The sequence below is a fragment of the Streptomyces sp. NPDC104307 genome, assembly GCF_055584045.1.
The window spans coordinates 569,743-595,392 of the sequence record NZ_JBVJMU010000002.1; the positions used below are offsets into that span (position 1 = coordinate 569,743).

The window sequence follows — 25,650 nt, forward strand, 5'->3', positions numbered from 1 at the left end:
CGGCACGGTCCTGCCCTCTGTGCCGGAGCCGGACTTCAAGGCGCTGGAGCCCTGGCGCCCTGACGCAGGGGCTCTTCCGCCCTGGGCTCGCCAGAAAGATCAATGCGTCATCACAAAATATCGAGACCAGCTACACACCATCCTCACAAAGTCTTAAGATCTCACCGGTCTGACGCTCTGGGTGACTCACACCTCGGAGGCCGGCGCGCATCCACGCCGCGACACAGCACGCGAGCGCGGGGCAGCAGCAACGATCGAGAACAAGAAATGGGGGGTGGCATGTCTCTTCGGGATGCACCGAGGTCTTCGATATCCGGCGGAGCCCAGGGCATGAGGCGTGGGAGGAAGGAACGCCGGGCCTACGGAGCCATGGTGGTCGGGCTCATGGCCCTCTCCATCGGCATCTCGGCGTGCTCCGACGGGGACCAGAACGCGGTTTCGGCTTCTGTTTCGGCATCGGTTTCGGCTTCTGCGAGCGCGTCGGTATCAGCATCGGCATCGGTTTCGCCGTCTGCGACGGCTTCGGCCTCTCCCTCAGAAACCGCCTCGGCGTCCCCGTCCGCGACCCCCTCGAAAAGGCCCGTCGTCAAGGAGACGGTGGGCACTTATGCCGGGTGGAACCTCGGCGAGGCCGTGGCAGACGCTCGCGGACACCACGTGAAGTCTGTTTCGTACGCCGACGCGAGCGAACTGCGACGATCCGTGGCCCACACGTCCAACTGGAAGGTGTGCTCACAGAGCCCGTCCGCCGGTACGTACAACGCCTCCACCAGGCTCTCGTTCAAGATCGTGGAAACGAACGAGTCGTGTGCGCACCCGCCGCGCGCCGCCTCAAGCGGTACGTCCAGTAGTGGCGGGTCGTCCTCGTCCGGTGGCAGCGGCGGCAGCAGTTCCAGTTCGGGTGGGAGTACAGCGACGGGCGGAGGCTCCACCACGACGCAGGTCTGCAGCATCCGTTCCAACGCCGGCAATTGCTACCACGCCGGGCAGTTCTGCAGGAACGCCGATGTCGGGGCGACGACCACTGACGCAGCCGGGCGGAAGATCACATGCAGCTACCGGGCCAGTGCGAACCGGTGGCATTACTGAGCTGCCCACAAGGAACCCCGGAGCGTCGCCCCGACTTCCTCTTCACCCCGGCTCAAGGAGCCTTCGGCCGGTCGAACCACATGGTCGCCGCCGACGGCACCAGGCCCGCCCAGAAGAGGACGAGCGGGATCGTGCGTTCCGTCCAGGGGATCTGGGTGATCAGCAGGGCGCAGAGCATGGCCCATGCCGCCTGGCCCAGGACGGTGCGGGACCAGGGCATGCGGCTGATGAGGGAGCGGAGGTTGACCCGGATGCCGGCGCGGAGGCGGCGGTAGCGGAGGAGGGCGCCGAGGGCCCAGATGACCGCCATCGGGACGAGGTCCCAGAGGCGCTGGCCGAGGACCAGGGGCAGTTCTCGCTGGGTGTCCCCGTCCGTGGCGAACAGGTCGATGCCCGTGGCGGCGAGGGCCAGACAGAGCAGGGCCGGCCAGCGGAGGCCGCGCAGGAGGCGGTAGGAGGCCGCGTCCAGGCCGCGCTGCATGGGGACGGAGTCCGGGGTGGAGGCCAGCGCGTCGGCGTACAGGGTGGCGGCTTCCTTCGCCTTGACGCCGGGGGCGGTCGCCGCGGCCTTCGTCCGACGGGCCAGGGCCTGTTCGTGCTGCGGGTCCAGGCGGAGGATGGCCTCGTCCATCCGGGCGGCGGCGCTCCGGTCGGCGGACATGTCGGCGATGAGCCAGGCCACCTCGTAGGGGTACGCCTGCTCGGGGGCCAGCCGGATGGCCTCCTGGGCGATGGCGTCGGCCTCCCGCAGGGCGGCCTCCATGTCCTCGCGCCGGACCTGGCCGCCGTTGGCATGTCCGGAGCTGATCATCCTGATACGCCAGAGCCAGTCGGCGAGCCGCGCGTAGGTGAACCAGTAGTCGGGCGCCAGCCGGATCGCCTCGCGCAGCACGCCCTCGGTCTCCGGGAAGCGGCCCCCGACGCGCAGGGCGCGGGCATGCATGAGGAGCGCCCCGATGTCCTGGGTGTTCAGGGCCAGCGCCCGCTCGGTCGCCTCAAGCGCCTTCGCGCCGTCCTCCTTGTCCTCGACATGGCTCCGGGCGAGTTCGATCCAGGCCCGGATGTCCTCGGGGTCCTCCGCGAGCCGCTGGGCCAGCAGCTCCCTGGCCTCCTCGTACCGCTTGAGGTCGATGAGCAGGTCGGCCCGCTCCACCGCGGGGTGCGGGGTCGTGGTCACAGCTTGCGCCTCTTCTTCAGGTACGTCACCAGGTCGTCGTACATGCCGCCCTCGTTGGCGAACATCGCCACGTTGCGCGCGGAGGAGAACCACGGTTCGGCGGACGGCACTACCTCGTTCGCGGCGGCCAGCAGGTCCTTCATGCCGATCATCCGTACGGTTCCGGTGCGCACCGAGTCCAGCAGCGCACGCTCCGCCGCCGCCTCGCAGACATGGGCCAGGTCCGCGCCGGACAGCCCCTCGGTGATCTTGACCAGCTTGCCCAGTCCGACGTTCTCGATGGGCCGGTCCCGCAGGTGGTAGCGGAGGATCGCCTCCCGGGCGGGTCCGTCGGGCGGGAGGACGAGGATCGTCCTGTCCAGCCGTCCGGGGCGGCGCAGGGCGTTGTCCACGTCCCAGGGCACGTTGGTGGCGGCCAGGACGAAGACGCCCTCGTTCGCCGCGGAGTCGATGCCGTCCAACTCGCTGAGCAGCTGGTTGACCACGTTGCGCATGCCGCTGTGCCCGGTGCGGCTGCGCTTGGCGCCGAGAGCGTCCAACTCGTCCAGGAAGACCACGCAGGGCGCCTGCCGGCGGGCAGTCTCGAAGACCTCGTGCATGTTGCGTTCCGAGTTGCCGATCCACATGTCCAGCACGTCGTTCACGGACACCGACAGGAACGCGGCGCCGAGTTCGCCGGCCACCGCCCGCGCGATGAACGTCTTGCCGCAGCCGGGCGGCCCGTACAGCAACAGCCCGCCGCGCAGGCTCTTCCCGTACAGCTTGCGCAGCTCGGGGTTGCGCAGCGGGGCGAGGAAGGCGGCGTCCAGGCGGTCCTTCACCTCCTGCATGCCGCCGACGTCGGCCAGCCGTACGGTGCCGGGGTCCTCCACGTCCCACGCGTCGGCGCCCGCGGAGTCGTCCTGTCCGTCCGCGCGGACCGGCGCCTCGGTGAACCGCGGCGGCACCGCGTCCCCGACCTGCTCCTCCGCGGCCTTCCAGTCGAACCCGGTCCGCGTACGCGGGGGTTGGGACGGGGACGGGGGCTGGGACGCGGGCGGGGGCTGGGACGCGGACGGGGCCGGTGCGCCCATCGCCCTGACCATCAGGTCCCTGGCCTGGACGTCGCCCGGCGCGTGTTGCAGAGCCACGGCCGCCTCGGCGACGGCCTCGTCGGACCGGTCCGCCTCCAGCAGGAGCTGGGCCAGGTGGAGCCGGAGGGGCACATCGGCGGGCGCGGCGGCGACCGCTGTCCGCAGGCTCTGTATGAGAGGGGAGTCGTCCGACATGATCGACAGCCTAGCGGCGCCGTACGACACACCCCGGGGCCGTGGGCGTGGGGTGCGCGACGCCGGTGCCGCTCACGCCGTACCCCGGGGGGTCAGAGAGCGGCCTCGGTGTCCTGGCGCGGTCCTGCCGGAGCGGTGTCGGGCGCGCGGCCGGCCGGTGGCACGACGAGCCGGTCGTCCGGCACGGCGGCCGGGCGGTCCGCTGCCGCGCGGCGACGTGTCACGAAGCCGGTCGCGATGAGGGCGAGGGCGACGGTCCCGGAGAGCGCGGGCCAGTACACGTACCGGTAGTTGGACTCGGGTGCCGTGGGCAGGTACGCGAGGATGTACAGGAGCGAACTCGCCCCGAGGAGACGGAGTTCCCGGGAGTAGGGACCGGCCCGGCGGCGGCGCAGCACGAGCACCAGCGAGACGGCCAGCCAGAACCAGCCCTGGAAGAGCATCGGCAGATCGCGGGTGAAGCCGCTCACGTAGTTCTGCAGAGCGAACCTCAGCGTGTCGTTCAGCGGTTCCTTCCGCACCAGGGGATGCAGTCGGGCGCCGGCATTGGCATGGGTGCCGTTCCAGAAGGTCTGGTTGCTCTGGAAGAGCAGTTTGGTGAAGACCCGGCCCCGGTACTCGGCGTAGCCCTTCCAGTGGCGTGGCATCTGCCGCGCCCACATCCGGACGATGACATCGGCGTGCCGGTCCAGGTAGGTGACGTCGAACGGCTTGGTGTGCGGGAAGCACTGCAGGTACGCGTCCGAGGCGATGTTCCGCTTCTGGCAGTTCACGGCGGTGGCGACCAGGCGGTCCCGCAGGTCCGGCCCCGCGTGCGCCTGTTCCGCGGCCGCACGCATCTGGTCCGGGGTCAGCACGTGCGCGAGGTCGTCCACCGGAATCACCGCGTACACGCGCGTGGCCAGCGGGGTGGTGGCCGCGGACACAGCGGCCCCGCAGGCGATCACGACGGCGGCGAACACACCGGTGACGGCCAGCCAGCGGCGCCGACCGGGGGCGGGCCACGCGGCCGGCACCAGGAGGGCGAAGACCGGGATCACGGCCGGGACACCGTTCTTGCGCACGAGGGCGGCGTACGCGAGGAACAGCAGGGCCGACACCAGAAGGGCCCAGCGGCTCACGACCCGTTCGCGCGGCAGCTCACGCAAGGTGAGCGCGATCGCGAACACGGCGAGGAGTGCGTACGCCAGGTGCACGTCCTTCCACACCACCCCCGTGAAGTTCATGATGTGCGGCGCGAATCCCACGGCCAGCACCGCGAGGGAGAGCGCCCGGCTGCCGGAGCTCCTCCACACCAGCCGGGCGAGGACCCACAGCGTCCCCCACAGCACCGCGGCCTGCAGCGCGGCCATGGCCGAGAAGTCCCCCGTGATCCGGATGAGGACACGCCACAGGAGCGCCATCACCGGGGGGTGCCAGTCGTTCACCGGCTCGTCCCCCAGCGCCTGCCACAGCTGGGTGTTGCTGTCCGCGCTGAGGTACCCGGGGTGAAAGACGGTTGCCACGGCGTAGCCGCAGGCCGCCGCGAGGGCCGCCAGGCACCACGGCCACAGTGTGCCGTCCCTCCAGGCTCCGCGCAGTGCTGTGGTCCACCGGTCGACGGTTCCGGACATGTGGGCGGAGCCCTCCCAGCCGAGGATGACGGGTCGCGCTGCCGCTCGACCACGTTCCAGGGGCGAACAGCGTCCCAGGAGGGAACAGCTGGCGCACAACGTGGCGGAAATCTATGCGTATGGGGCCTCAAAGGACAAACCGGAACGATAATTCGTCTGCGGGTCAGCACTCCCCCGCGAGCCGCCCAAGGCCTGGAGCGTGATGTCTGGTGCGTGATGCGTGGAGCATGGAGCGTGATGCCTGGTGTCGGGTGCCTGGTGTCGGGTTCGATGGGGAACCCGCTTCCCCAGCCCTGGAGGTCGTACGTATGTCCTGGTCCGAGCGCACGGTGACGCGGGACGGTGTCCGGGTGGTCTGCCGGGACTGGGGCGGGCCGGGGCAGCCCGTCATCCTGCTGCACGGGCTGGCGGGCCACGCCGGTGAATGGGACGCCGTGGCCCGGTCCCTGAGCCCCGGACTGCGGATCGTCGCGGTCGATCAACGCGGGCACGGCGCCGCCGAACGCCGTCCGCAGGATGTCTCCCGCGCCGCCTACGTCTCGGACGTCGTCGCCGTGGCCGATCAGCTCGGGCTGCGGCAGCCCGTCCTCATCGGCCAGTCCCTGGGCGCCCACACCGCCATGCTCACCGCCGCCGCGCACCCCGCCCGCGTACGCGCGCTCGTCCTAGTCGAGGCGGGTCCAGCTGTCGCGGACCCGGACACGCCGTCCAAGATAGGCAGTTGGCTGGACACGTGGCCGACGTCGTTCGCCTCGCGCGAAGCCGCCGTCCGGTTCTTCGGCGGCGGGCCGCTCGGTGAGGGCTGGGCGGGCGGGCTGGAGGAACGCGAGGGCGGCTGGTGGCCTCGGTTCGACCGGGACGTCATGGTCGGCTCCATCACGGAGAACGCGCTGCGCCCCTTCTGGGACGAGTGGGACGCCGTCACCTGCCCGACCCTGCTCGTCCTGGGCCAGACCGGCTTCGTCCCGCCGCAGGAGGTCGACGAGATGCTGCACCGGCGCCCCGCCACCGAGGCCGTCTGCCTCCCCGGTACCGGCCACGACCTGCACCTGGAGCGGCCCGCGGTGCTGCACGACCTGATCTCCGGGTTCCTGGCCGGAATCGGCTGAGGGGCGGGGCGCGGAGAGCAGCGATTCACCCCAGGCCGGGGGCACGGTCGTACGTCAGGAACATCGCCCCGCTGTCCAGGACCTGGTGGTCCTTGAGCGTCCAGGCGTTCGGGCTGAACGTGGCTCCTCCGGAGAAGAGCGGGATGCCCGCGCCGATGGTCATCGGGCTCAGCTTGAGGATCAGGGTGTCGATCTCGGAGTACAGGGCGCCCGCGAGTTCCCCGCCGCCGATCAGCCAGATGTCCTTGCCCGCCCCCTGCTTCAGCTCCCTGACCCGGGCCGCCGGGTCGTCCGCCACGACCTCCACCGCGGGGTCCGGGCTCTCGCCGAGCGTCCGGGAGAACACGATGTGCCGCAGATGCGGGTAGGCGTCGGTCACCCCGGCCTTGAGGCCGGTCTCGTAGGACCTGCGGCCTTCGAGGACGGTGTCGAAGTGCGTGCCCGGCGCCGAGATGGACAGCGCGGTACGGGCGGGGCCGGGCAGGGTCTCCGGGTACTCGGCGATCATGTGCCCGATGTAGTCCTCCGGGACCGGCCAGAATCCGTCCGGGCCGGTGGGGTCGGCGCCGTCCGGGCCGGCGATGAAGCCGTCCAGGGTGGCGGCGATGTAGTACACGAGCTTGCGCACGGAGGGCCTTTCGTCACCGGGGCCGCCACGCGGCGGGCGCCCCTCGGCGCTCATGATTCAGACAGACCCGCCCGCCGCGCAACGGGAATCCGGGCTTCCGTACGCCCCACCCCGGGCACTTCCCGCGCCGCGGGGCGAGGGAGGTGACTGCGTCAACCCTGGGGCCACTGCCGCGCCCTCGGCCCGTGTTTCGACGAGCGTGCAAGAAGAGCGGCGGATTCCGGACAGCGGGGACGATCAGGACTTCTGCCGTCCTCGCATGCCGTCCAGCGCCGGGTTGATCACCGCGAAGGCCTGGCCGATGAGGTCGGCCGGGTCCTCCGTCCCGTCACTCGCGCTCCACCGGTCCAGTACGGCATCGAAGGCGTTCAGCGCCATGCCGGCGGCCAGCCTCGGATAGAGGGCGGATTCCGCCTCCGGACCCGGGCGCCGGGCCAGCTCCTCCGCCAGCTCGTCACGCCACTGGGCCTGGCGTTCCAGGAAGCGGGCGAGCAGGGCGGGGGTGCGCAGGATCAGCTGGACGACGCGCAGCGCCCTGTCAGATCCGGCGTGCCCGGCGCAGGCCGCGAGGGGGACGCGGACGGCGTGCAGCAACGCGACGGAGGGCGGCTCCGCCGCGGGGCGGGCCGCGAGCTCCGCGCGGATGCCGGTGCCCATGTCGGCCAGGAAGCGGACGACGACGTCCTCCTTGGACGCGAAGTACCGGAAGAACGTCCGCTTGGACACGCCCGCAGCGGTCACGATCTCGTCGACCGTCACCGCGTCGTACCCCTTCGACGCCATCAACTGCAGTGCGGCTTCGGTCAGTTCTTCGGAAACGAGCTGACGCTTCCGCTCGGCCATCGTCACTTCGGGGCGGGTGCTCACCCCCTCAGGATACTTCATGCCCTCAATGGCACTCAGTAGCATCTTGACACCAAGTGCCACCAAAGGCAGTCTGTGCCGCATGACACAGCGGCAGGAGCAGAAGCAGGAGCAGAAGCAGCGGAGGAGCGGGCGGGGGCAGGAACCGCGGACGCGGCGACAGCGGCAGTGGGCCGCCGAACAGATCCCGGACCAGACCGGGCGGGTCTTCGTCGTCACCGGCGCCAACAGCGGACTCGGCCTGGCCACCACCCGCGCGGTCGCCCGCCGGGGAGCGCACGTCGTCCTCGCCGTCCGCGACGAGGACAAGGGCCGCCGGGCAGTCGCCGGGATCACCGCGGAGCACCCGGGCGCGAGCCTTGAGGTGCAGCGCCTCGACCTCGCCGACCTCGACTCGGTGCGCACCTTCGCCGATGTGGTGCGCACCGCCCATCCGCGTCTGGACGTGCTCGTCAACAACGCCGGGGTGATGGCACCGCCCCGGTCACTGAGCGCGCAGGGCCACGAGTCACAGTTCGCGTCCAACCATCTCGGCCACTTCGCACTGACCGGGCTGCTCCTCGACCTGCTGACCCCGGGCATCGATCCCGTGGTGGTCACGGTGAGTTCGGCCAACCACCGCAAGGCGCGCCTCTTCTTCGACGACCTCACGGGCGAACGCCACTACTCACCGATGGGGTACTACAACCAGTCGAAGCTCGCCAACGCCGTCTTCGGCCACGCGCTCCACCGCCGGCTCGGCGAAGCGGGCAGCCCGGTACGCAGCGTGCTCGCCCACCCCGGCTACACCGCGACCGGCCTCCAGACCGACGGGCCCGTCGGACCGGTGAAGCTGCTCTTCGGCCACCTCCTCACCCCCCTCGCCCAGGACCCGGACCGGGGCGCGCTGCCACAGCTGTACGCGGCCACGGACCCGAGCGTGGCGGGCGGCGAGTTCATCGGGCCGGACGGCATGGCGGAACTGCGCGGCGGGCCGACGCGGGTGGAGCTGTCCGCCGGGGCTGCCGACGCCGCGACCGGCAACCGGCTGTGGGAGCTCTCGGAACGGGCGACGGGCGTGCGGTACGTGTTCCCCACACCTGCCTGACGGGTCCTCCCCGACCGCCCCACCCCTGCCTGACGGGTTCCTCCCCGCCCACCCCGCCACGGCCGCTTCGGGCCCGCACCGAGCGATTTCCGCCCGGTGCGGGCGGCGGCCGCGCGGAGTAGGCAGAGTAGTGAGCATGACGACACCCGCAGAGCTGCTCCGCTCCTTCGCCCGTACCCGCGCCTCGCTCGACGGCGAGGAGGTCACGTACTGGTGGTCCGGCGATGTGTACACCTGGTCCCCCGACGAGCCCTACCAGCGCGTCTTCGGCTTCGAAGGGCTCAACGTCTCCCGCCTCGTCCAGGATGCCGAAGCAGGTCCTGACGCCTACCAACTGCTCACCCGTGAGGCTGCCTTCTACCTGGACCCCGCGAGCCGCGAGATCCTGGAGACCTGGCAGGACCTGCCCGTGGTGCACGTCTGGAACGACCCGGCGAACCAGAAGTGGCGCCCCTTCCCGGTCCCGGTGACCGAACTGGGCGAGCAGCTCTGCTTCAGCCTGGAGATCCCGCTCGCCTACCCCTCACCGCTGCCGGTGGCCGAGTACCCCGTCCACTCGGCCGGTGACACGTACAAGGCCCTGGAGCTCTTCCAGTTCTTCGCCGACCGGGCAGACCTGGCAGGGCCGGCACCGAGCGTGCCGGCCACCATGTCGTGGACCCGGATGTCCCCGTGGCTCCCGTGGATGGCACGCGGTCAGCGGCCCGGTGGCCTCACCTACCACTGCCGGGGCCACAAGCTCGGCTCGTACGCCGAGGTCCCCGAGCGGACCCGCGCCTACATCGCCGCGCACCAACCGGAGTTCGCCAGCGCCCCGGAGAAGTGGAGCGAGCCGAACGAGACCAGCTGGACGTACTTCCGCAAGCTCAACCCCCCGAAGTAGCAGCCTGACCGGCGACGGTGCCGACACCGGCACCGGCTCGGCCCGGCTCAGCCCAACGTGACCCGGCCCGGCCAGGCCAGGCCCGGAAAGCTCCGGTGCTCTCCGAGGGCTGTCCCGGCCGGGATTTGGATAAGGTGCCGTTTCGACAGCAGCGCTCTGCGGGGGAGATACGAGTTCATGAGCGGTCAGCAGCCAAGCGGGGGCAGCGGCTCCCAGGTCTTTCAGCCACTCACAGCCGACGATCCGGCGACCATCGCCGGATACCGGCTGGCCGCCAAGCTCGGTGCGGGCGGCATGGGCAAGGTGTACCTGTCGTACACGCCCGGCGGGCGGCCCGTGGCCATCAAGGTGATCAGGCCGGAGTTCGGTGAGGACCCCGAGTTCCGGCGGCGGTTCGCCCAGGAGGTGCAGTCCGCGCAGCGCGTGCAGGGGCTGTTCACCGCGCCGGTCATCGACGCGGACACCAACGGCGCGCAGCCGTGGCTGGCCACCGCCTACGTACCGGGGCCCTCGCTCGCCGACGCGGTCGTCGCACACGGGGCGCTGCCGGTCGAGGCCGTCCTGCTGCTGATCGCCGGTATGGCCGAGGCGCTCCACGTCATCCACGGCGCGGGCATCGTGCACCGCGACCTCAAGCCGTCCAACGTGCTGCTCGCCGCCGACGGGCCCCGCGTCATCGACTTCGGCATCGCGTACGCGGCCGACGCGACCTCGCTCACCGGCAGCGGCGTCACCATCGGCACCCCGTCGTTCATGGCCCCGGAGCAGGCTGCCGGGCGCCGGGTCACCCCGGCCACCGACATCTTCGCCCTCGGCCAGGTCGCGGCGTTCGCGGCGGCCGGGTCGCCCGCCTTCGGGGAGGGGACCTCGCACGGGGTGCTCTACCGGATCGTCCACGAGGAGCCCGACCTCAGCCGCGTCCCGGAACGGCTGATGGAGCTGGTCAGCCGGTGCCTGGCCAAGGAGCCGGAGGCCAGGCCCTCGGTCGCCGAGGTCATCGAGCTGTGCCAGACCGCGAACGCGGAAACGGTGCTGCGGCGCCCCGAGGACTGGCTGCCGAGCCCGGTCGCCGCCGACATCACCGTACGGGCGGCGGCCCCGGCCCCCGCCCAGACCCCGCCGCCTCCGACCACCGCACCGGCCGCGCCTCCCGGCCCGGCCGCCGGATACTCACCGACCACCCCGGCGGCGCCGAGCACCCCGCCTCCGGGGTTCGGTCCGGCGCCGACCCCGCCGCCCGGCCAGTACGCCGATACGTCCCAGACCGGCTACCCCCTCCAGCCGCCGCACGCGCAGCCGACTCAGCCCGCGCACCCCGGCCGGCAGTACCCCTCAGGTCCTCAGCCGCAGGCCCAGCACCAGACCCCGGCCCACACGTCGGGCCCGTATCCCGCCCAGGCGCAGACGTACCCCGGGCAGTTCCCGCCCCAGGGGCACCAGACCCATCCCACGCCTCACCCGACGCCCCAGCCCCCGAAGAGCCGGCGCGGCCGGATCGCCGTCATCGCCATCGCCGCCGCGCTGGTCTTCGCCATCGCGGGCGCCGGAGCCGCGTACTACGTACTCAAGGACGACGGCAAGGAGACGCAGAACAACGCCTCCCCGAAGACCGGCGCCTCCCCCGAGGACAACAGCCCCTCGCAGGACAACGCCTCGCCGGACGCGACCGGCTCGACAGGTGGCGGCGGCCAGGGCAGCGAGGCCGATACCGAGCAGACCCCGCAGGCCGACCCCGAGCCCGCCGAGTACAAGTCCATCAACCTCACCGAGGGCTACCACCTGACGCTCGGGGACGAGGACCTCCGGCCCCAGGAGGGCGAGGACGCGGGATACGAGCTGTCCTACGACAGCGGCGGGTACCTCGACGCGGAGAACGACGAGGGAAAGCTGATCCTGCTCAATCCTGGGCAGCAGGGCTCGCTGGACGTCTGCCGCGCGGACACCCGGTTCGCGCAGAACATCCCCTTGGAGAAGCTCACCAAGGGGCGCCAGGTCTGCATCATCACGGGCACGGGGCACATCGGCCTCCTGACGTACCAGGGCCACTCCCCGGAGGACTCGCCCAGTACGTACTTGACGGTGGACGTGACCGTCTGGCGCAACGCGGACAGCTGAGCGAGCGGGTGCGGGGCGACGGGGCGGACTCCCCCGCTCGCCCCTCACCCGTCGTGCCGTCTACGGCCGCGCCCGCACCCCGCCCAGCAACTCCCGCTCCACATGGGCCGATACCACCCAGTTCGGCGCGTCCACGATCTCGGAGATCTTCAGATCCGCCGCCACGCTCGCCAGCAGGTAGGCGTCCTGCGGGGTGAGCCCCGTCCGGGCCGAGATCTCGTCGATCAGCGCGCGGACCGCGTCCTTCGCCGCCTCCATCAGGTCCGGTCCGATCCCCGTCGTGGCCAGGGCGGCGCCGGTCCTGGCGCTGACCGGGTCCGTCTCGATCACCGGTGTACGGGGCGCCGCGCCCTTGCGGACGTCCACCCGCAGCCGCACCGTCGCGGGCGTCTCGACGCCCGTACCGCAGACCTCGCCGTCACCCATCGCGGCGTGCGCGTCGCCCGCCGAGAGCAGGGCTCCCGGCACTCCGACGGGCAGGATGAGCCGGGCGCCGGGGCCGATGTGGCGGATGTCCATGTTGCCGCCCCAGCGGCGGGGCGGGATGACCGAGTGCGGTCCGGGCTCCGGCGGGGCGACGCCGATCGTCCCGATCATCGGCACCACCGGGATCCGCAGGCCGGGCAGCAGTTCGGCGTAGCCGCCGGTGATCGTCGAGATGCGCAGGTACGGGTCGGGGAAGTCGTCGGTAAGCAGCCCGAACCCGGGCAGGCAAGCAGTCCAGCCCCACTCCCCCACCTGTACGTCGAGGATGTCGACGACCAGCGCGTCGCCGGGCTCGGCCCCGGCCACGTACAGCGGGCCAGTGACGGGGTTGAGGGTGCCGAAGTCGAGCTCGGAAAGGTCTGCGGCGGTCGATCCGGCGGCCAGCTGGCCGCCGCTCGCGTCCTGGAACTCCAGGACCGCCTCTTCGCCGGGGGCGAGCGTGGCGACGGGCTTGACCGTCCGGTCCCAGGCGTGGTGCACCTGTCCGCGGTGGATGCTGAAGTCACTCATGAACGGCGGGGCCTCCAGGTCGGGTTCGGTGCGATGCGGTGCGTGCGCCCGCACTGCGGTGCGGTGCGTGCGCTGCCTCGGCCGGCGGGGACTGTCGTCCGCACGGCACCGCCGATCCTGGCGTGGCCGTGCGGGGTTGCACAACAGAGCCGGTCCGGGGCGGTCCGTCCCGCGGCGTGACCCACATGGCCGATGGCGGGCCCATGAGGCGGTTCCCGTTCGGGTGAGCACGTCCCGCGTGCGAGTGAATCCGTGGCCCGGCGGGGCCGGTGGCGGGCCAGACTCTGGCCGGAACGATCTTGCCTCGTTCCGGTCCGGTCCCGGTCGAACCGTGCGACGGACCGCACGTCGAACCCCACAAGGAGTGCCTCCACCATGCGACTTCGTACCACTGCGGCCGCCGCCCTCGGCGCGCTCGCGCTCATCGTCAGCCTCCCCGGCTCCGCGAACGCGGCTGCGGCCGAGGGTCAGTTCGCCTACACGTACACCACCGCGTCGGGGCACCGGCAGGCGGTCGTCCTGCTCGACCCGCCGATCCGGGAGTGCGTCACCCTGCCGGGAGTGGCCGACGAGAACACCTCGGAGCCCGCCGACACGCCCTGGAACAACACCGGTTCGACCGCGACGGTCTTCACCGGCCCGGACTGCGACGGCGCCTACTACACCCTGCGACCCGACGGCGGCCACGCCTCCAGCCGGCTCAAGCTCCGGTCGGTCGTCTTCAGCTGATCCGGTTCGGGGCCGGGCGGAACGAGGCGGGGCGGCGGGGGTGCACGGCCGATATCCGCAGGCGCTCGGCCGGGCGCGTGGGTACCTTGCGGGGATGCCTTTCTCACCCCGCCTCGTCACGGTCACGTCCGACAACGTCGAGGATGCCTGCGCCCTGCGGGTCCGCCCCGACCAGGACGGACTCGTGAAGCCGGTCGCCTGGTCCCTGGCCCAGGCGTACGCCTCGCCCGAGACCGCGTGGCCACGACTGATCGTCGACGACGAGCGGATCGTCGGCTTCGTGATGGCCTTCCTCGGCGTGCGCTTCCACCCCGGCGAGCCGGACGACCGGCCGCGCTCCGGGCTCTGGCGGCTGAACATCGCCGCCGGACAACAGTCCTGCGGCTACGGGCGGTTCGCGGTGGAGGCCGTCAACGATGAGCTGCGCCGGCGCGGGCAGACACGTACGACCGTTTCGTACGTGCCCGGCGAACACGGGCCGGAGGGGTTCTACCGGAAGCTCGGATTCCGGACGACCGGCGAGCTCAGCGGAGACCAGGTGGTGGCCGAGCTGGAGCTGCCCCCGACCGCGACCCCGACCCCGGCCCCGGCCCCGGCCCCGGCCCCGGCCCCGATACGGGAATGAGCCGCCGGGTCCGCCCGGTTGCCCGTACATGCCGACGCCACGCGTGATCCTTCTGCTGTCCGGAAGCCTGCGGTCCGCTTCCTCCAACGAGACGGTGCTGCGCACCGCGCGGGCGGTGGCGCCCGCAGGGGTGCGGACCGTGCTCCACGAGGGGCCCGGGGCGCTGCCGCACTTCAACCCCGATGACGATGCCGAGCCACTGCCGGAGCCGGTGGCCCGGCTGCGCGCAGCGATCGACGCGGCCGACGCCTTGCTGATCTGCACCCCGGAGTACGCGGGGACCCTGCCGGGGGCGTTCAAGAACCTGCTGGACTGGACCGTCGGCGGCACCGAGATCTGCGACAAGCCGGTCGCCTGGGTCAGCGCCGCCGCCCCGGGGCGCGGCCTGGGTGCGGAGGCGACGCTGCGGACCGTGCTCGGATACACGGGCGCCACCGTCGTCGAGGCCGCCTGCGTGCGGATTCCGGTGGACCGGCAGGTGGTCGGTCCGGACGGGGTCATCACGGAGGCGGGCGCACGGGAGCGGCTCGCGAAGGTGCTCACTGTGCTGGCGGAATCCGCTTCGGATGCGGATGCGGAGTAGTCAGCGGGCCGTCAGGCCGAGCGCGGACGGCCGGGATTGTCGGCCAGCAGGGGGAACAGCCTGGTGACCGCCGCCACGGCCACGGCGTCTGCGGGGCGGGTCTCCGGGTGGTCCTCGCGCTCGCGGTAGACAGCCAGCAAGTCGCGTACCGAGGAGGCTAGTTCGGTCATCTCCGCCGGGGTGAGATGGATGACGGCACTGAATGATTCGTCCTGCCGCCACTCGGCCGGCGCCCGGTCGCGGTGGCTCAGCCAGTGCTGGTAGCTCTCGTCCTCCAGCCCGCGTGCGAGCGCGTCGAACTCGGCCATTCCCTCCTGCCCCGGCTCGCGGGAGGTCTCCCAGCGCAGCCGCCACGGCCGCACCCGGCCGCCCTTGTGCGGGGCCTCCTCGATGAGGCCGTGCGCGGCGAGTTGGCGCAGGTGGAAGGAGCAGAGCCCGGAGCTGTGGCCGAGCCGGGCGGCGGCCTCGGTGGACGTCACCGTGCCGGCCTCCGCGAGCAGGTCGAGCAGGGCTACCCGGACGGGGTGGTCCGGGAGTGGTTTGCGGGCCCGGTACGGCAGCGGGCCCGTGGACCCGTGCAGTGGCTCCGGGGACCCGGCTTGACGCTTTTCATCGCTCATTTTGCAAAGGATGCTACTTTGCAAAGCGTTCGGTCAAACCGGCCGCCCCGGCCGTCCAGGCCGTCCCCCGGCCGACTCCCTTGTGCGCGGAAGGCGTTGATCATCCCCATGGCCGCTCGGTTCGATGACACCTCGCAGGACCGCCGGGTACGTGTGCAGGGCGTACCCGTCGACTCCTATCCCCGGTTCGCGCCGGAGTCCGAACGGGGCTCGGTGCGCCGGATCACCGTCGTCGGGGAGGAGATCCTGCGCCGGCCGTGCCGGGAGGTCACCGAGTTCGGCACCCCCGAACTCTCCCGGCTGGTCGACGACATGTTCGCCACCAACCAGGTGGCGGAGGGCGCCGGGCTCGCCGCCAACCAGGTCGATGTGGACCTGCGGCTGTTCATGTGGGACATCACCGACGACTGGGGGGTGCGCCATGTCGGGCACATCGCCAACCCCGTCCTGGACGAGGTGCCGCCCGAACAGCGCAGGCTGGTCGAGGAGTCCGAGGGGTGCCTGTCCGTCCCGGGCCCCTACCGGATGGTGGCGAGGCTGGACCGTACCGTCGTACGCGGCCGGGACAAGGACGGCGATCCGCTGGTCATCGAGGGCCGGGGCTACTTCGCCCGCTGCCTCCAGCACGAGACGGACCACCTGCGCGGCCACCTCTATCTGGACCGGCTCGCCCAGCGGGACCGGAAGACGGCCCTGCGTGAGATGGACGCCACCAAGGAGGAGACGTTCGCCCGGCGGGCCGCGCGCGCGGCGAAGCTGGGCAAGTGACCTGGGGGGCCGTCAGCGGTAGTACTCCTCGTTCACCCGGTCCGGGGGACGTGTACGGGGCCTCCGCCCTCTCCCCGCTCCCTCGCGGGTCGGCCCGGACCCTGTCCCGAACCGCTCAGCCCGTGATCAGCTTCTGGAGCGCGGGTGCGTAGAGGTCGGCGATGTGTTCCGGGGTGGCCAGGGCGCCGGCTCCCTCGCGGTGCAGGCTGAGGGTGGCGCCGAGGCCGAGCAGGTGGCCGGCCAGCAGCTCGGCGCGCAGCGCCCGGTCGGGTCCGGAGAGCCGGGCGGTCAGGGCGTCGGTGACCTGTTCGTGGAACCGGTCGCGCAGCAGCGAGCGTTCGTCCTGGTTGCCGAGGGAGAACACCACGCGCAGGAGCGGGTCCGAGTTGAGCTCGCGCCGCCGGGTCACCAGGGTGACGACCAGGTGGCGGCCCAGCCGGGCGAGTGGGGCGTCGAACAGTTCCGCGGCGGCCGGGCCGAAGTCGGCCACGGTGTTGAACAGCTCCTCCTTGCGGCCGAAGTGCTTGACCACCAGGGCCGGGCTCACCCCGGCGTCCGAGGCGATCTGGCGGATCGTCACCTCGGCGTACGGGCGCTGCGTGAACGCCCGCCGGGCCGCGCGCAGGATCGCGCTCCGTCCGGTGCCCGCGTCCGCGGACCCGGTGGCCGGTGCGGTGGCCTGGCCGCCGGTCATGCGCCCTCCTGGATCTGTGCTGTCCGTACACCGCCCTCGCGGATGCCCGGCGCCTTGCGGCTCTCCCCGACCGTACCCGGCCCGGCCTGCCGGTGGCCCGGCAGGAACAGCGTGACGACCAGCGCGGCGAGCGCCGCCCCCGCCGCGATCACGAAGACCAACTGGTACGCGTGGAGGGTCGGAGCCGTACGTCCTCCTGCCTGGAACGTGATGTTGGCCAGGACGGCGGCCACCGTCGCACTGCAGAAGGCCTGCCCGATCGACCGCATGAGGGTGTTCAGACCGTTGGCCGCCCCGGTCTCGCTGACCGGGACCCCGCGCATCACGAGTGCGGGCAGGGCCGAGTAGGCGATGGCCGTGCCCGACGCGACGACGGTGGCTCCGGCGACGATCAGCCACAGGCTGTGGCTGGTGAAGTAGCGCACCCCGTATCCGACGGCGATGATCCCGGCCGCCAGCGCCAGACTCACCTTCGGGCCGCGCTTGGCAGAGATCCGCGCCGAGACGGGCGAGAGCGCCACCATCGCCACACCACCGGGCAGCAGGCACAGGCCGCTGACGACGAGCGAGGCGCCGAGCCCGTAACCGGTGGCCTTCGGCTCCTGCACCATCTGGGCGGTCACCAGCGAGTTCGCGTAGAATGCGAAGCCGATCAGCAGGGCGGCGATGTTGGTGAGCAGTACGGCCGGGCGGGCGGAGACCCGCAGGTCGACCATGGGCGTCGCGACGCGGAGCTCGTACGCGCCCCAGAGCAGCGCCACCACGACGGCGGTCACGAGCAGGCCCACCGTCCGGACCGAACCCCAGCCCCAGTCGGCGCCCTGGGTGACCGCGAGCAGCAGGCAGACCAGCGCGGCGGACAGGCCCAGCGCGCCGACGGCATCGAACCGGCCCCGGCTGCGCAGCGGGGATTCCGGCACGCAGCGCAGGACCAGCGCGATGTCGATGAGCCCGATCACGCCGGAGACCCAGAACATCGTGTGCCATTCGAAGTTCTCGATGACCACGGCGGCGACCGGCAGGCCGACGGCCGCGCCGATCCCGAGCGTGGAGCTCATCAGCGCGACGGCGGACAGGACGCGCTCCGGCGGGAGCTCGTCTCGCAGGATGCTGATGCCCAGCGGTACGACGGCGATCGCCGCACCCTGGAGGGCGCGGCCGGTGATCAGGACGCCGATGTGCGAGCTGACCGCGCAGAGCACGGAGCCCACCACCAGCACCGCGAGCGAGGCGACGAGCACCCGCCGCTTGCCGTACATGTCTCCGACCCGGCCCAGGACCGGGGTGAAGACCGCGCCGGTGAGGAGCGTGACGGTGACCAGCCAGCTCGCGGCGGCGGGGGTGGCGCCGGTCAGCTCGGGGATGTGCGGCAGCAGCGGGACGACGATCGTCTGCATGACCGCGACCACCACACCGCAGAACGCCAGCACGCCGACGGCGAAGCGGGGGTGCGGGGCCTGGACGGCCGGGGGCGCGGCATCGGCTGGGACGTCGGCTGGGGCGGGTATGTCCGCGGGCATGGCTCTCCGTACGAGGCTCGGCGGCGAGGCAGGGGTGTACGTACGTTCACCCCCGGAGTCCTAGGGTAAACGCACGTACACCCCCTCCGCGACGGGACGCCGGAAAGCCGCGTTAGCCTCGGATCGGTGATCCGGGCCCGGGAAGCGGCACCGGACGACGGACGCGAAGGTGAAGGTGGCCGCGATGGCGAGGATTCCGGCAACGGCAGTGGCGGCGAGCGGGCTGGTCGGCGGCTACGCGGTGGCGCGGTGGACCAGGAAGCGGCCGCTGGGCGGCGTCGCCCTCGCCGCGGCGGGCACGGCGGCGGCGTACGAGTGGAACCGGCAGGCCGGGACGCGCGCGGCCGTCGGGCTGACCACCGCGTACGTCGCCGCCTTCGCCGGGTCGCACCCGCTCGCCAAGCGGATCGGGGCGTGGCCCGCGGTCTTCGCCGTGGCGGGCACGGTGGCCGCCGCGTCCTGGGCGGTTACGCGGCGCGCGGCCTGATCCGGGGGCGGGGGCCGGGGGCCGGGAGCCGGAGAGGCGGACCGGGCGAGGCGCGGGTGAGCCCCGGGTGCGTCCGGGGAGCCGCTTCGTCCTCAATCGCCGGACGGGCTTGATTTGCCTGGCAGACGGGCCTGAGCTGCCGGGCGGACAGGCTTGATTTGCCCGGCAGACGGGCCTGAGCTGCCGGGCGGACAGGCTTGATTTGCCCGGCAGACGGGCCTGAGCTGCCGGGCGGACAGGCTTGATTTGCCCGGCAGACGGGCCTGAGCAGACCCCCGACCGGCTTGATCTGACCGGCGGAGACGGGATGAGCCGGCCCCCGCAGCCCTGGGCTGCCTCAGCCGCCCAGGGCCTTCGACACCGTGTAGATCGCCAGGCCGGCCAGTGCGCCCACCACCGTGCCGTTGATGCGGATGAACTGCAGGTCGCGGCCGATGTGGGCCTCGATCTTCTTCGATGTCTGGTCCGCGTCCCAGCCCGCCACCGTGTCGCTGATCAGCGACGTGATCTCCGTCCGGTACGTCGTCACGACGTACACCGCCGCGTCCTCCAGCCAGCCCTCCAGCTTCGCCTGGAGGCGGCCGTCCGTCGCCAGGCGGGCGCCCAGGGACATCAGGGAGGCACGGGCGCGCAGCCGCAGTTCGCTCTGCTCGTCCTCGGCCGCCGCGATGACCATCGTGCGGACCGAGGACCAGGCGGACGCGATGACGTCCTGCACCTCGCCGCGCCCCAGCACCTCCGACTTCAGCCGCTCCACCCGGGCCCGGGTCTCCGAGTCCGTCTGGAGGTCGGCCGCGAAGTCCGTCAGGAACGTGTCGATCGAGCCGCGCGCCGGGTGCCCCGGCATGTCGCGCATCTCCGTCAGGAAACGCAGCAGCTCCTTGTAGACCCGCTCCCCCACCCGCTTGTCCACGAACCGGGGGGTCCAGCCCGGCGCACCGCCCTGCACCGCGTCCATCACCGAATCGGCGTGCAGCACCAGCCAGTCGTGAGCCCGGACACACACCAGGTCCACCACCTTGCGGTGGCCGCCGTCCGCGACGACCTTCTCCAGCATCTTGCCGAGGCCCGGCCCGATCTCCGCCGCGTTCGCCCGCCGGGTGATCGCCTCACCCACCACGGCCTGCACATCCGCGTCGCGCAGCACCGTCAGCGCACCGCGCAGGGCGGTCGACAACTCGGCCGTGACCCGGTCCGCGTGGGCCGGTTCCGCGAGCCACGCACCGAGCCTGCCGCCGATGCCGAGGGAGTGGATCCGGTCCCGTACGACATCGCCCGACAGAAAGTTCTCACCCACGAAGGAACCGAGTGAGGCTCCAAGCTGGTCCTTCTTCGTGGGAATGATGGCGGTGTGCGGAATCGGCAGGCCGAGCGGACGCTTGAAGAGTGCCGTGACGGCGAACCAGTCGGCCAGCGCACCCACCATGCCCGCCTCGGCGGCCGCGGCGACGTAGCCCGGCCAGCCGCCCACCCCCTCGTTCTTCGCCCAGGTGGCGAGGACGTACACCAGCGCGACCAGCAGAAGGAGGCCCGTGGCCGTGGTCTTCATCCGCCGTACGCCGCGCCGCTTCTCCTCGTCCGCGGCGGTGTACGAGAACGAGGCCAGGGAGGCCGGGCCGCGGCCGCCCGCCCCCCTGCTCCCCGCGCCCGCCGCCGCGCTCGCGCCCGCCTGCGCACCGGCCTCCGGCTCGCCGGGTCCGCTGCCTTCGATCCGTTTCATCCACTCCACCCGTCCGCGTACGCATCGTCCCCCGACGCCCCGTACGCATTGTCCTTACCCGACCTACTCCCGGGCCGCACGTTGAGTTCCCCGCGCCCTGCCGCATCATGGAACCGGCCCACGAACAGAGGAGAAACACCGCCCATGCCCAGGCGCCAGGGGTACGCCCTGCTCATAGCTCTCGTGACCGGCACCGCCGTGCTCGCCGCCGTCGTGGCGTTCGCCGGCTCGATGCTGTTCTCCGGGCCCCGGGCGAAGGCCTCCGCGTCCGCAGCGCCGCAGAGCACGGGCCGCCCGCCCGCGGCTCCGGCCCGCTCCGCCGGACTCTGGCTCGCCACCTGGGCGGCCGCACCCGTCCTCGGGGCTCCCGACCCGAACCACGACCAGGACTTGACCCACCGCACCATCCGCAACGTCGTTCACACCAGCATCGGTGGCAACGCGGCTCGCGTCACCCTCTCCAACCTCTTCGGTACCCAGCCGCTGGTGATCGACAACGTGACCGTGAACACCCGCCCGGTGACGTTCCGAGGCGCCCCGGCCACCACCGTCGCCGCGGGCGCGAAGATCGTCAGTGACCCCGTCGTCGTCCCGGTCGCCGCCGACGCCGACCTCGTCGTCACCCTGCGCACCCCCCACGCGAGCGGCCCGGTCACCGCACACCCCAACAGCCACCAGAGCTCCTACGTGGAGACCGGGAAGGGCACCTGGCGCAGCACCACCTGGCGCTACCTCACCGCAGTGGACGTGCGCAGCACGACCGCCACCGGAACCGTCGTCGCGCTCGGTGACTCCCTCACCGCGGGGACCGGCTCCACCACCGACGCGAACACCCGCTGGCCCGACATCCTCTCCGACCGGCTGAACGGCCGCTACGGGGTGGTGAACCAGGGCATCGGCGGCAACCGCATCCTGCGCGACGGCATCGGGCCGCGCGCCCTGGACCGCTTCCAGCGCGATGTGCTGGACATCAGCGGCGCGAAGACCGTCATCATCGCCCTCGGCGTCAACGACGTGCAGGGCTTCCCCCAGCAGACGGACCCGCAGCGGATCACGGACGCCCTGCGCGGCCTGACGCAGCGGGCCCACGCGCGCGGGATGCGGGTCGTCGGCGCGACCCTGATGCCGTACGACGGCTACCGCAGCTGGACCCCCGCTCAGGACGCCGTCCGCAACCGGGTCAACGAGACGATCCGGGCCGGCGGGGTCTTCGACCAGGTCCTGGACTTCGACCGCGACATGCGCGACCCGGGCCACCCGTACCGGCTGAACCCCGCCTACGACTGCGGCGATCACCTCCACCTGAACGACGCGGGCTACCAGCGCCTGGGCTCCCTGGTGAACCTGACCAACCTGGTGAGCGTCCGGCCGTCGTCCGACGCGCTCTGAGGGACGGGAGAACGGGGGGACGGGGCCTGGGCGGGCTCTGACCCAGGCCCTCGGGCTGCCGGGGTTACTCCCCCCGCCCCCTGCCCCCGTCACCCTTCTCCAGCCGCCCGCGCGAGCGCTCCGCCTCCCGCAGCCGCTGCTTCTCCGCCTTGCTCCGCTTGCGCTCCACGCCGACGCCGCCCATCAGCGCGAAGCCGGTGACCCGTACCCGGGGGGAGTCGGGGGCCGGGAAGCCCTCGTCCTTCGTGTTCTCCCCGAAGCCGCCCATCACGCCGATGCCCCGGACCTCGACATTCAGGTCCGGCGGGACCGTCACCTGCATACCGCCCATGATCGCGAAGCAGCGGATGACCACCTCACGGTCCTCGAAGTCCGCCTCGCGCAGATCGATCTCGCCGCCGCCCCACATCGCGAACGCGGTGAACTTCCGGCCGACCGTCCAGTTGCCCCGGCGGCGGAACCCGCCCCAGAACGCGAAGGCACCGCCCGACGTCGCGGGCTTGCCCACCCGGTCCGACCAGCGGGCCATCGAACCGGTCACAGGCTGCCCCGCGGCCACCGGCGCCACCGCCGCGCCGACGGCCGGAAGGTCGCGGACGATCGGTTCCAACTCCCCGTGCGTGCGGGCCTTGTAGGCGGCGTCGAGACGCTGCTCGAACTCCTCCATCTCCAGCCGGCCCTCGGCCACCGCCTCGCGCAGGATCTCGGCGATGCGTTCACGCTCGGCGTCGGAGGCACGCATGTCCGGAAGTTCGCTACTCATAGCGCGCAGCCTATTGAACGCCCGGACTTCCGTCACCGGACTACCCGCCCGAAGCCGGCCCCGCAGGCGCCTCCGTAACCGCTCCCTCGGCCGGTTCCTCAGCCGGTTCCCTGGCCGACTCGTACATCTTCGCGATCACGGCCTCGATATCGGGCTCCCGTACCGAGAGGTCCACCATCGGGTACTCCGCGGCGATCCGTGCCACCAGGGGCGCCGCGGACGCGGACGCCGGGAACGCCAGCCACTGCCGCGGCCCCTCCACCTTCACGGTACGCACCGCCGGCTCCGACTCCAGCCGGATGGGCGGGAGTTCGCGTTCCAGGTCGACGACCAGCGTCCGCTCGCTCTCCCCCACCTCGTGCAGGCCGGACAACGCCCCGTCGTACATCAGACGGCCGTGGTCGATCACCATCACCCGCTTGCACAACTGCTCGATGTCCGTCAGATCGTGGGTGGTGAGCAGCACCGTCGTCCCGCGCTCCGCGTTCAAGTCCCTTAGGAACCCACGCACCTTGGCCTTCGACACCACATCGAGGCCGATCGTCGGCTCGTCCAGGTACAGCACCTCGGGATCGTGCAGCAGGGCCGCCGCGATGTCGCCGCGCATCCGCTGCCCCAGCGAGAGCTGCCGCACCGGCACCTCCAACAGCTCCTCCAGGTCGAGGAGTTCGACGCACCGCTCCAGGTTGGCCCGGAAGCGGGCGTCGGGGACCCGGTACATCCGGTGGACCAGCCGGTACGAGTCGCGCAGCGGCAGGTCCCACCAGAGCGTGGTGCGCTGACCGAAGACCACGCCGATCCGGTGCGCCAGCCTCGTACGCTCCCGCGAGGGGTCGATGCCCGCCACCCGCAGCGAGCCGCCGCTCGGGGTGAGGATGCCCGTCAGCATCTTGATCGTCGTCGACTTGCCCGCCCCGTTCGGGCCGATGTAGCCGACCATCTCACCGCGCTCCACCCGGAAGCTGATGCCGTCGACGGCCCGCACCTCGCGGCGTTCGCTGCGCAGGAAGCCGGTACGACGGCGGACGTCGAACACCTTCTCCAGGCCGTCCAGCTCGATGAAGCCGCCGGTATCGCCTCCAGTTGCACTGCCCGTGCCGCCGCCCACGCCCATGTCCGATGCCCCGCTCCGCTCGATGATCGTCAACTTCCCGTACTCCGGTACGCCCGCAGCCCCGCCCGCCAGGCCAGACCCGCGACCACCCAGCACAGCGCCGCCACCACCGGCGGCAGGAACGCCACCCAGTCCGGCAGGTCCAGCGGATACGGCCGGCCCAGCACGTACAGCGCAGGCAGCCAGTTCACGAAGGCCAGCGGCACGACGAACGTGACCCCGCGCACCAGATCCTTCGCGAAGACCGTCGGCGGGTACTGGAGCAGCGTGTTGCCCCCGTACGTGAAGGAGTTCTGCACCTCGGAGGCGTCCTGCGCGAAGAACTGGAACGCCGCCCCCGCCACGAACACCGCCCCGAAGATCGCCGCCCCGCTCAACAGCATCAGCGGCACCATCAGCACCCGCGCAAGGGTCCAGTCGATATCCAGGGTCACCAGCGCATAGCCCAGCACCAGCACCCCCTGCGTGATCCGCCCCAGCCTGCGCAGCGCGAACCGGTCCGCCGCCACCTGCGCCATCACCGGAACCGGCCGCACCAGCAGGGTGTCCAGCGTCCCGTCCCGCACCCGCCGACCCAGCCGGTCCATCGAGCCCATCACCAGATCCGCCAGGCCGAACGCCGTGCCCGCGGCCCCGTACAGCAGGGCGATCTCCGGCAGCGTGTAACCGCCCAGCACATCCACGTGCGAGAACATCAGCATGATCGCGACGAAGTCGAACGCCGTCGCCGCGAAGTTGCCGAACGCCGTCATCACGAACGACGCCCGGTACGCCATCGTCGAGCGCAGCCACATCGCGGCGATCAGCCCGTACGCCCTGACCCCCTCGACCACCCGCGACCGGGGCTCGAACACCGCGACGGGCGGCTCCGCCACGGCCGTCTCCAGCGCCTCAGCCACCCTGGACCACCACCCTCCGCGTCGCCGCCGACTGCATCAGCCGCCCGACGAGCAGCAGCGCCAGCGCCCAGCCCGCCTGGAACCCGTACGCGCGCACCAGGCTCCAGCCCGTGCGCTTGCCCAGGAACACATCGGCCGGCACCTGGAGCAGCGCCGACCACGGCAACGCCCGCGCCACCTCGCCCAGCAGCCCCGGGAACAGGTTCAGCGGCAGCAGCAGCCCGGAGAAGAACATCCCCGCCAGGAACGCGATCTGCGCCGCCCCCGCCCCGTCCATCAGCCAGAACGCGGACAGCGCCACCAGATAGCGGATCGCGAAACTCACCACGACCCCCAGCGCCACGGAGACCAGGAACGCCGGCCAGATCCCCGGCGAGGTGGGCAGTGCCAGCTCGAAGGCCATGGAACCCAGCAGCATCGGCACGATGCCGCGCCCCAGCAGGTGGAACGCGGCACGCCCCAGATCCCCGGCCAGCCACCACAGTTGGAGATCGATCGGCCGGTAGAGATCGACCGCGACATCGCCGGTACGGATCCGCTCCATCAGCTCGTCCTCGAAGCCGCCGCCCATCATCGCGCACGTCATCAGCAGCGCCTGCCCCAGCCACACGTACGTGAGCGCCTGCGGCATGTCGTAGCCGCCGAGCTGCGGACGCTCGTCCCACAGCGCCACATACGTGTACGCCATGATGAAACCGAAGACGGTGTTGGTGAAGACCCCCGCGACCGTCGCGATCCGGTACGTGGCATAGCGCCGGAACCCGCCCGCCGCCACCACCGCATACAGCCGCACCGCACCCCACCCCCGCTGACTGTGACGCCGCCCTGCACTCGGCACCAAAGCGCACGAGCCTAGTCCAGCCGGGGCAGCCGCCGCGACCGCTTTTCGGGGAAAGATCCGGTGGATATA

At 71.9% G+C, this 25,650-nt stretch carries 25 protein-coding genes; 10 read left to right on the forward strand and 15 right to left on the reverse strand.

The genetic code is table 11. The annotated features are described in order from the left end of the window. Positions 1 to 359: 359 nt before the first annotated feature. From ACZ601_RS09205 to ACZ601_RS09220, 4 genes are all read right to left on the reverse strand, one after another. The gene (locus tag ACZ601_RS09205; RefSeq protein ID WP_469534936.1) at positions 360 to 605 is read right to left on the reverse strand and encodes a hypothetical protein; all 246 of its coding nucleotides are present in this window, start codon (positions 603 to 605) and stop codon (positions 360 to 362) included. A 536-nt stretch (positions 606 to 1,141) separates the two neighbouring features. After that, positions 1,142 to 2,266 (reverse strand): tetratricopeptide repeat protein, encoded by a 1,125-nt coding sequence (locus tag ACZ601_RS09210; protein ID WP_469534937.1) that lies wholly within the window; start codon positions 2,264 to 2,266, stop codon positions 1,142 to 1,144. Further along, complete coding sequence (locus ACZ601_RS09215; protein WP_469534940.1) at positions 2,263 to 3,534, reverse strand: ATP-binding protein; 1,272 nt, start codon at positions 3,532 to 3,534, stop codon at positions 2,263 to 2,265. Before ACZ601_RS09215 ends, ACZ601_RS09210 begins: the two co-directional genes overlap by 4 nt. A 92-nt stretch (positions 3,535 to 3,626) precedes the next feature. Further along, complete coding sequence (locus ACZ601_RS09220; RefSeq protein ID WP_469534943.1) at positions 3,627 to 5,147, reverse strand: hypothetical protein; 1,521 nt, start codon at positions 5,145 to 5,147, stop codon at positions 3,627 to 3,629. 308 nt (positions 5,148 to 5,455) lie between these two features. On the opposite strand from ACZ601_RS09220, the gene ACZ601_RS09225 reads away from it, so the two are divergent. Next, on the forward strand, positions 5,456 to 6,256 hold the full coding sequence (locus ACZ601_RS09225) for an alpha/beta fold hydrolase (RefSeq protein ID WP_469534946.1): 801 nt from the start codon (positions 5,456 to 5,458) through the stop codon (positions 6,254 to 6,256). 25 nt (positions 6,257 to 6,281) lie between these two features. Here the strand turns inward: ACZ601_RS09225 and ACZ601_RS09230 are convergent, their stop codons facing one another. After that, positions 6,282 to 6,884 carry a dihydrofolate reductase family protein gene (locus tag ACZ601_RS09230; protein WP_469534948.1) on the reverse strand — a complete coding sequence of 201 codons (603 nt, stop codon included), beginning with the start codon at positions 6,882 to 6,884 and terminating at the stop codon, positions 6,282 to 6,284. Between the two features lie 237 nt (positions 6,885 to 7,121). Next, positions 7,122 to 7,769, reverse strand: a complete 648-nt coding sequence (locus tag ACZ601_RS09235) for a TetR family transcriptional regulator (RefSeq protein ID WP_469534951.1) — start codon at positions 7,767 to 7,769, stop codon at positions 7,122 to 7,124. Between the two features lie 61 nt (positions 7,770 to 7,830). On the opposite strand from ACZ601_RS09235, the gene ACZ601_RS09240 reads away from it, so the two are divergent. The 3 genes from ACZ601_RS09240 to ACZ601_RS09250 all read left to right on the forward strand — a co-directional run bounded on the left by ACZ601_RS09240 (position 7,831) and on the right by ACZ601_RS09250 (position 11,833). Beyond that, the gene (locus ACZ601_RS09240) at positions 7,831 to 8,835 is read left to right on the forward strand and encodes an oxidoreductase (protein WP_469534954.1); all 1,005 of its coding nucleotides are present in this window, start codon (positions 7,831 to 7,833) and stop codon (positions 8,833 to 8,835) included. 136 nt (positions 8,836 to 8,971) lie between these two features. Further along, positions 8,972 to 9,718, forward strand: a complete 747-nt coding sequence (locus tag ACZ601_RS09245; RefSeq protein ID WP_469534957.1) for a DUF1838 family protein — start codon at positions 8,972 to 8,974, stop codon at positions 9,716 to 9,718. A gap of 177 nt (positions 9,719 to 9,895) precedes the next feature. After that, positions 9,896 to 11,833, forward strand: a complete 1,938-nt coding sequence (locus ACZ601_RS09250) for a serine/threonine-protein kinase (RefSeq protein WP_469534960.1) — start codon at positions 9,896 to 9,898, stop codon at positions 11,831 to 11,833. Between the two features lie 60 nt (positions 11,834 to 11,893). On the opposite strand, the gene ACZ601_RS09255 is transcribed toward ACZ601_RS09250, so the two are convergent. After that, positions 11,894 to 12,829 carry an acetamidase/formamidase family protein gene (locus ACZ601_RS09255; RefSeq protein ID WP_469534962.1) on the reverse strand — a complete coding sequence of 312 codons (936 nt, stop codon included), beginning with the start codon at positions 12,827 to 12,829 and terminating at the stop codon, positions 11,894 to 11,896. Between the two features lie 375 nt (positions 12,830 to 13,204). On the opposite strand from ACZ601_RS09255, the gene ACZ601_RS09260 reads away from it, so the two are divergent. From ACZ601_RS09260 to ACZ601_RS09270, 3 genes are all read left to right on the forward strand, one after another. After that, positions 13,205 to 13,558, forward strand: coding sequence for a hypothetical protein (locus tag ACZ601_RS09260; protein ID WP_469534965.1), 354 nt, complete (start codon positions 13,205 to 13,207; stop codon positions 13,556 to 13,558). Positions 13,559 to 13,652: 94 nt separating this feature from the next. Next, the gene (locus tag ACZ601_RS09265; RefSeq protein WP_469534971.1) at positions 13,653 to 14,183 is read left to right on the forward strand and encodes a GNAT family N-acetyltransferase; all 531 of its coding nucleotides are present in this window, start codon (positions 13,653 to 13,655) and stop codon (positions 14,181 to 14,183) included. A gap of 28 nt (positions 14,184 to 14,211) precedes the next feature. Then, entirely contained in the window at positions 14,212 to 14,766 is a 555-nt protein-coding gene (locus ACZ601_RS09270; protein ID WP_469534974.1) for an NADPH-dependent FMN reductase, read from the forward strand. Between the two features lie 11 nt (positions 14,767 to 14,777). Here the strand turns inward: ACZ601_RS09270 and ACZ601_RS09275 are convergent, their stop codons facing one another. Continuing rightward, a complete protein-coding gene (locus tag ACZ601_RS09275) occupies positions 14,778 to 15,386 on the reverse strand; it encodes a winged helix-turn-helix domain-containing protein (protein WP_469534977.1) in 609 nt (202 codons plus the stop codon). A gap of 108 nt (positions 15,387 to 15,494) precedes the next feature. On the opposite strand from ACZ601_RS09275, the gene def reads away from it, so the two are divergent. Continuing rightward, complete coding sequence (gene def / locus ACZ601_RS09280) at positions 15,495 to 16,154, forward strand: peptide deformylase (RefSeq protein WP_469534980.1); 660 nt, start codon at positions 15,495 to 15,497, stop codon at positions 16,152 to 16,154. 115 nt (positions 16,155 to 16,269) lie between these two features. On the opposite strand, the gene ACZ601_RS09285 is transcribed toward def, so the two are convergent. Both ACZ601_RS09285 and ACZ601_RS09290 read right to left on the reverse strand, forming a co-directional pair. Next, complete coding sequence (locus tag ACZ601_RS09285; protein ID WP_440578457.1) at positions 16,270 to 16,848, reverse strand: TetR/AcrR family transcriptional regulator; 579 nt, start codon at positions 16,846 to 16,848, stop codon at positions 16,270 to 16,272. Beyond that, on the reverse strand, positions 16,845 to 18,368 hold the full coding sequence (locus ACZ601_RS09290; RefSeq protein ID WP_440578458.1) for an MFS transporter: 1,524 nt from the start codon (positions 18,366 to 18,368) through the stop codon (positions 16,845 to 16,847). The genes ACZ601_RS09285 and ACZ601_RS09290 overlap by 4 nt, the downstream gene beginning before the upstream one ends. 184 nt (positions 18,369 to 18,552) lie before the next feature. Between ACZ601_RS09290 and ACZ601_RS09295 the strand changes: the two genes are divergently transcribed. After that, complete coding sequence (locus ACZ601_RS09295; protein WP_440578459.1) at positions 18,553 to 18,855, forward strand: hypothetical protein; 303 nt, start codon at positions 18,553 to 18,555, stop codon at positions 18,853 to 18,855. Between the two features lie 337 nt (positions 18,856 to 19,192). Here the strand turns inward: ACZ601_RS09295 and ACZ601_RS09300 are convergent, their stop codons facing one another. Further along, a complete protein-coding gene (locus ACZ601_RS09300) occupies positions 19,193 to 20,575 on the reverse strand; it encodes a DUF445 domain-containing protein (RefSeq protein WP_469534985.1) in 1,383 nt (460 codons plus the stop codon). Between the two features lie 144 nt (positions 20,576 to 20,719). Here ACZ601_RS09300 and ACZ601_RS09305 point away from each other — a divergent pair, with 144 nt between their 5' ends. Next, on the forward strand, positions 20,720 to 21,964 hold the full coding sequence (locus tag ACZ601_RS09305; protein ID WP_469534987.1) for an SGNH/GDSL hydrolase family protein: 1,245 nt from the start codon (positions 20,720 to 20,722) through the stop codon (positions 21,962 to 21,964). A 64-nt stretch (positions 21,965 to 22,028) separates the two neighbouring features. Here ACZ601_RS09305 and ACZ601_RS09310 read toward each other — a convergent pair whose 3' ends face one another. The 4 genes from ACZ601_RS09310 to ACZ601_RS09325 all read right to left on the reverse strand — a co-directional run bounded on the left by ACZ601_RS09310 (position 22,029) and on the right by ACZ601_RS09325 (position 25,533). Continuing rightward, the gene (locus tag ACZ601_RS09310; RefSeq protein WP_469535297.1) at positions 22,029 to 22,706 is read right to left on the reverse strand and encodes a DUF1707 SHOCT-like domain-containing protein; all 678 of its coding nucleotides are present in this window, start codon (positions 22,704 to 22,706) and stop codon (positions 22,029 to 22,031) included. A gap of 61 nt (positions 22,707 to 22,767) precedes the next feature. Further along, positions 22,768 to 23,841, reverse strand: a complete 1,074-nt coding sequence (locus ACZ601_RS09315; protein ID WP_469535300.1) for an ABC transporter ATP-binding protein — start codon at positions 23,839 to 23,841, stop codon at positions 22,768 to 22,770. 29 nt (positions 23,842 to 23,870) lie between these two features. Beyond that, complete coding sequence (locus ACZ601_RS09320) at positions 23,871 to 24,740, reverse strand: ABC transporter permease (RefSeq protein WP_440578376.1); 870 nt, start codon at positions 24,738 to 24,740, stop codon at positions 23,871 to 23,873. Beyond that, positions 24,733 to 25,533 (reverse strand): ABC transporter permease, encoded by an 801-nt coding sequence (locus tag ACZ601_RS09325; RefSeq protein ID WP_469534991.1) that lies wholly within the window; start codon positions 25,531 to 25,533, stop codon positions 24,733 to 24,735. Before ACZ601_RS09325 ends, ACZ601_RS09320 begins: the two co-directional genes overlap by 8 nt. Positions 25,534 to 25,650: the final 117 nt, after the last annotated feature.

Coding starts and splice junctions, on each gene's coding strand:
- ACZ601_RS09215 (WP_469534940.1), bottom strand. CDS start 3,534: ATGTCGGACGACTCCCCTCTCATACAGAGCCTGCGGACAGCGGTCGCC.
- ACZ601_RS09220 (WP_469534943.1), bottom strand. CDS start 5,147: ATGTCCGGAACCGTCGACCGGTGGACCACAGCACTGCGCGGAGCCTGG.
- ACZ601_RS09225 (WP_469534946.1), top strand. CDS start 5,456: ATGTCCTGGTCCGAGCGCACGGTGACGCGGGACGGTGTCCGGGTGGTC.
- ACZ601_RS09235 (WP_469534951.1), bottom strand. CDS start 7,769: ATGAAGTATCCTGAGGGGGTGAGCACCCGCCCCGAAGTGACGATGGCC.
- ACZ601_RS09240 (WP_469534954.1), top strand. CDS start 7,831: ATGACACAGCGGCAGGAGCAGAAGCAGGAGCAGAAGCAGCGGAGGAGC.
- ACZ601_RS09245 (WP_469534957.1), top strand. CDS start 8,972: ATGACGACACCCGCAGAGCTGCTCCGCTCCTTCGCCCGTACCCGCGCC.
- ACZ601_RS09250 (WP_469534960.1), top strand. CDS start 9,896: ATGAGCGGTCAGCAGCCAAGCGGGGGCAGCGGCTCCCAGGTCTTTCAG.
- ACZ601_RS09255 (WP_469534962.1), bottom strand. CDS start 12,829: ATGAGTGACTTCAGCATCCACCGCGGACAGGTGCACCACGCCTGGGAC.
- ACZ601_RS09260 (WP_469534965.1), top strand. CDS start 13,205: ATGCGACTTCGTACCACTGCGGCCGCCGCCCTCGGCGCGCTCGCGCTC.
- ACZ601_RS09265 (WP_469534971.1), top strand. CDS start 13,653: ATGCCTTTCTCACCCCGCCTCGTCACGGTCACGTCCGACAACGTCGAG.
- ACZ601_RS09270 (WP_469534974.1), top strand. CDS start 14,212: ATGCCGACGCCACGCGTGATCCTTCTGCTGTCCGGAAGCCTGCGGTCC.
- ACZ601_RS09275 (WP_469534977.1), bottom strand. CDS start 15,386: ATGAGCGATGAAAAGCGTCAAGCCGGGTCCCCGGAGCCACTGCACGGG.
- def (WP_469534980.1), top strand. CDS start 15,495: ATGGCCGCTCGGTTCGATGACACCTCGCAGGACCGCCGGGTACGTGTG.
- ACZ601_RS09285 (WP_440578457.1), bottom strand. CDS start 16,848: ATGACCGGCGGCCAGGCCACCGCACCGGCCACCGGGTCCGCGGACGCG.
- ACZ601_RS09290 (WP_440578458.1), bottom strand. CDS start 18,368: ATGCCCGCGGACATACCCGCCCCAGCCGACGTCCCAGCCGATGCCGCG.
- ACZ601_RS09295 (WP_440578459.1), top strand. CDS start 18,553: ATGGCGAGGATTCCGGCAACGGCAGTGGCGGCGAGCGGGCTGGTCGGC.
- ACZ601_RS09300 (WP_469534985.1), bottom strand. CDS start 20,575: ATGAAACGGATCGAAGGCAGCGGACCCGGCGAGCCGGAGGCCGGTGCG.
- ACZ601_RS09305 (WP_469534987.1), top strand. CDS start 20,720: ATGCCCAGGCGCCAGGGGTACGCCCTGCTCATAGCTCTCGTGACCGGC.
- ACZ601_RS09310 (WP_469535297.1), bottom strand. CDS start 22,706: ATGCGTGCCTCCGACGCCGAGCGTGAACGCATCGCCGAGATCCTGCGC.
- ACZ601_RS09315 (WP_469535300.1), bottom strand. CDS start 23,841: ATGGGCGTGGGCGGCGGCACGGGCAGTGCAACTGGAGGCGATACCGGC.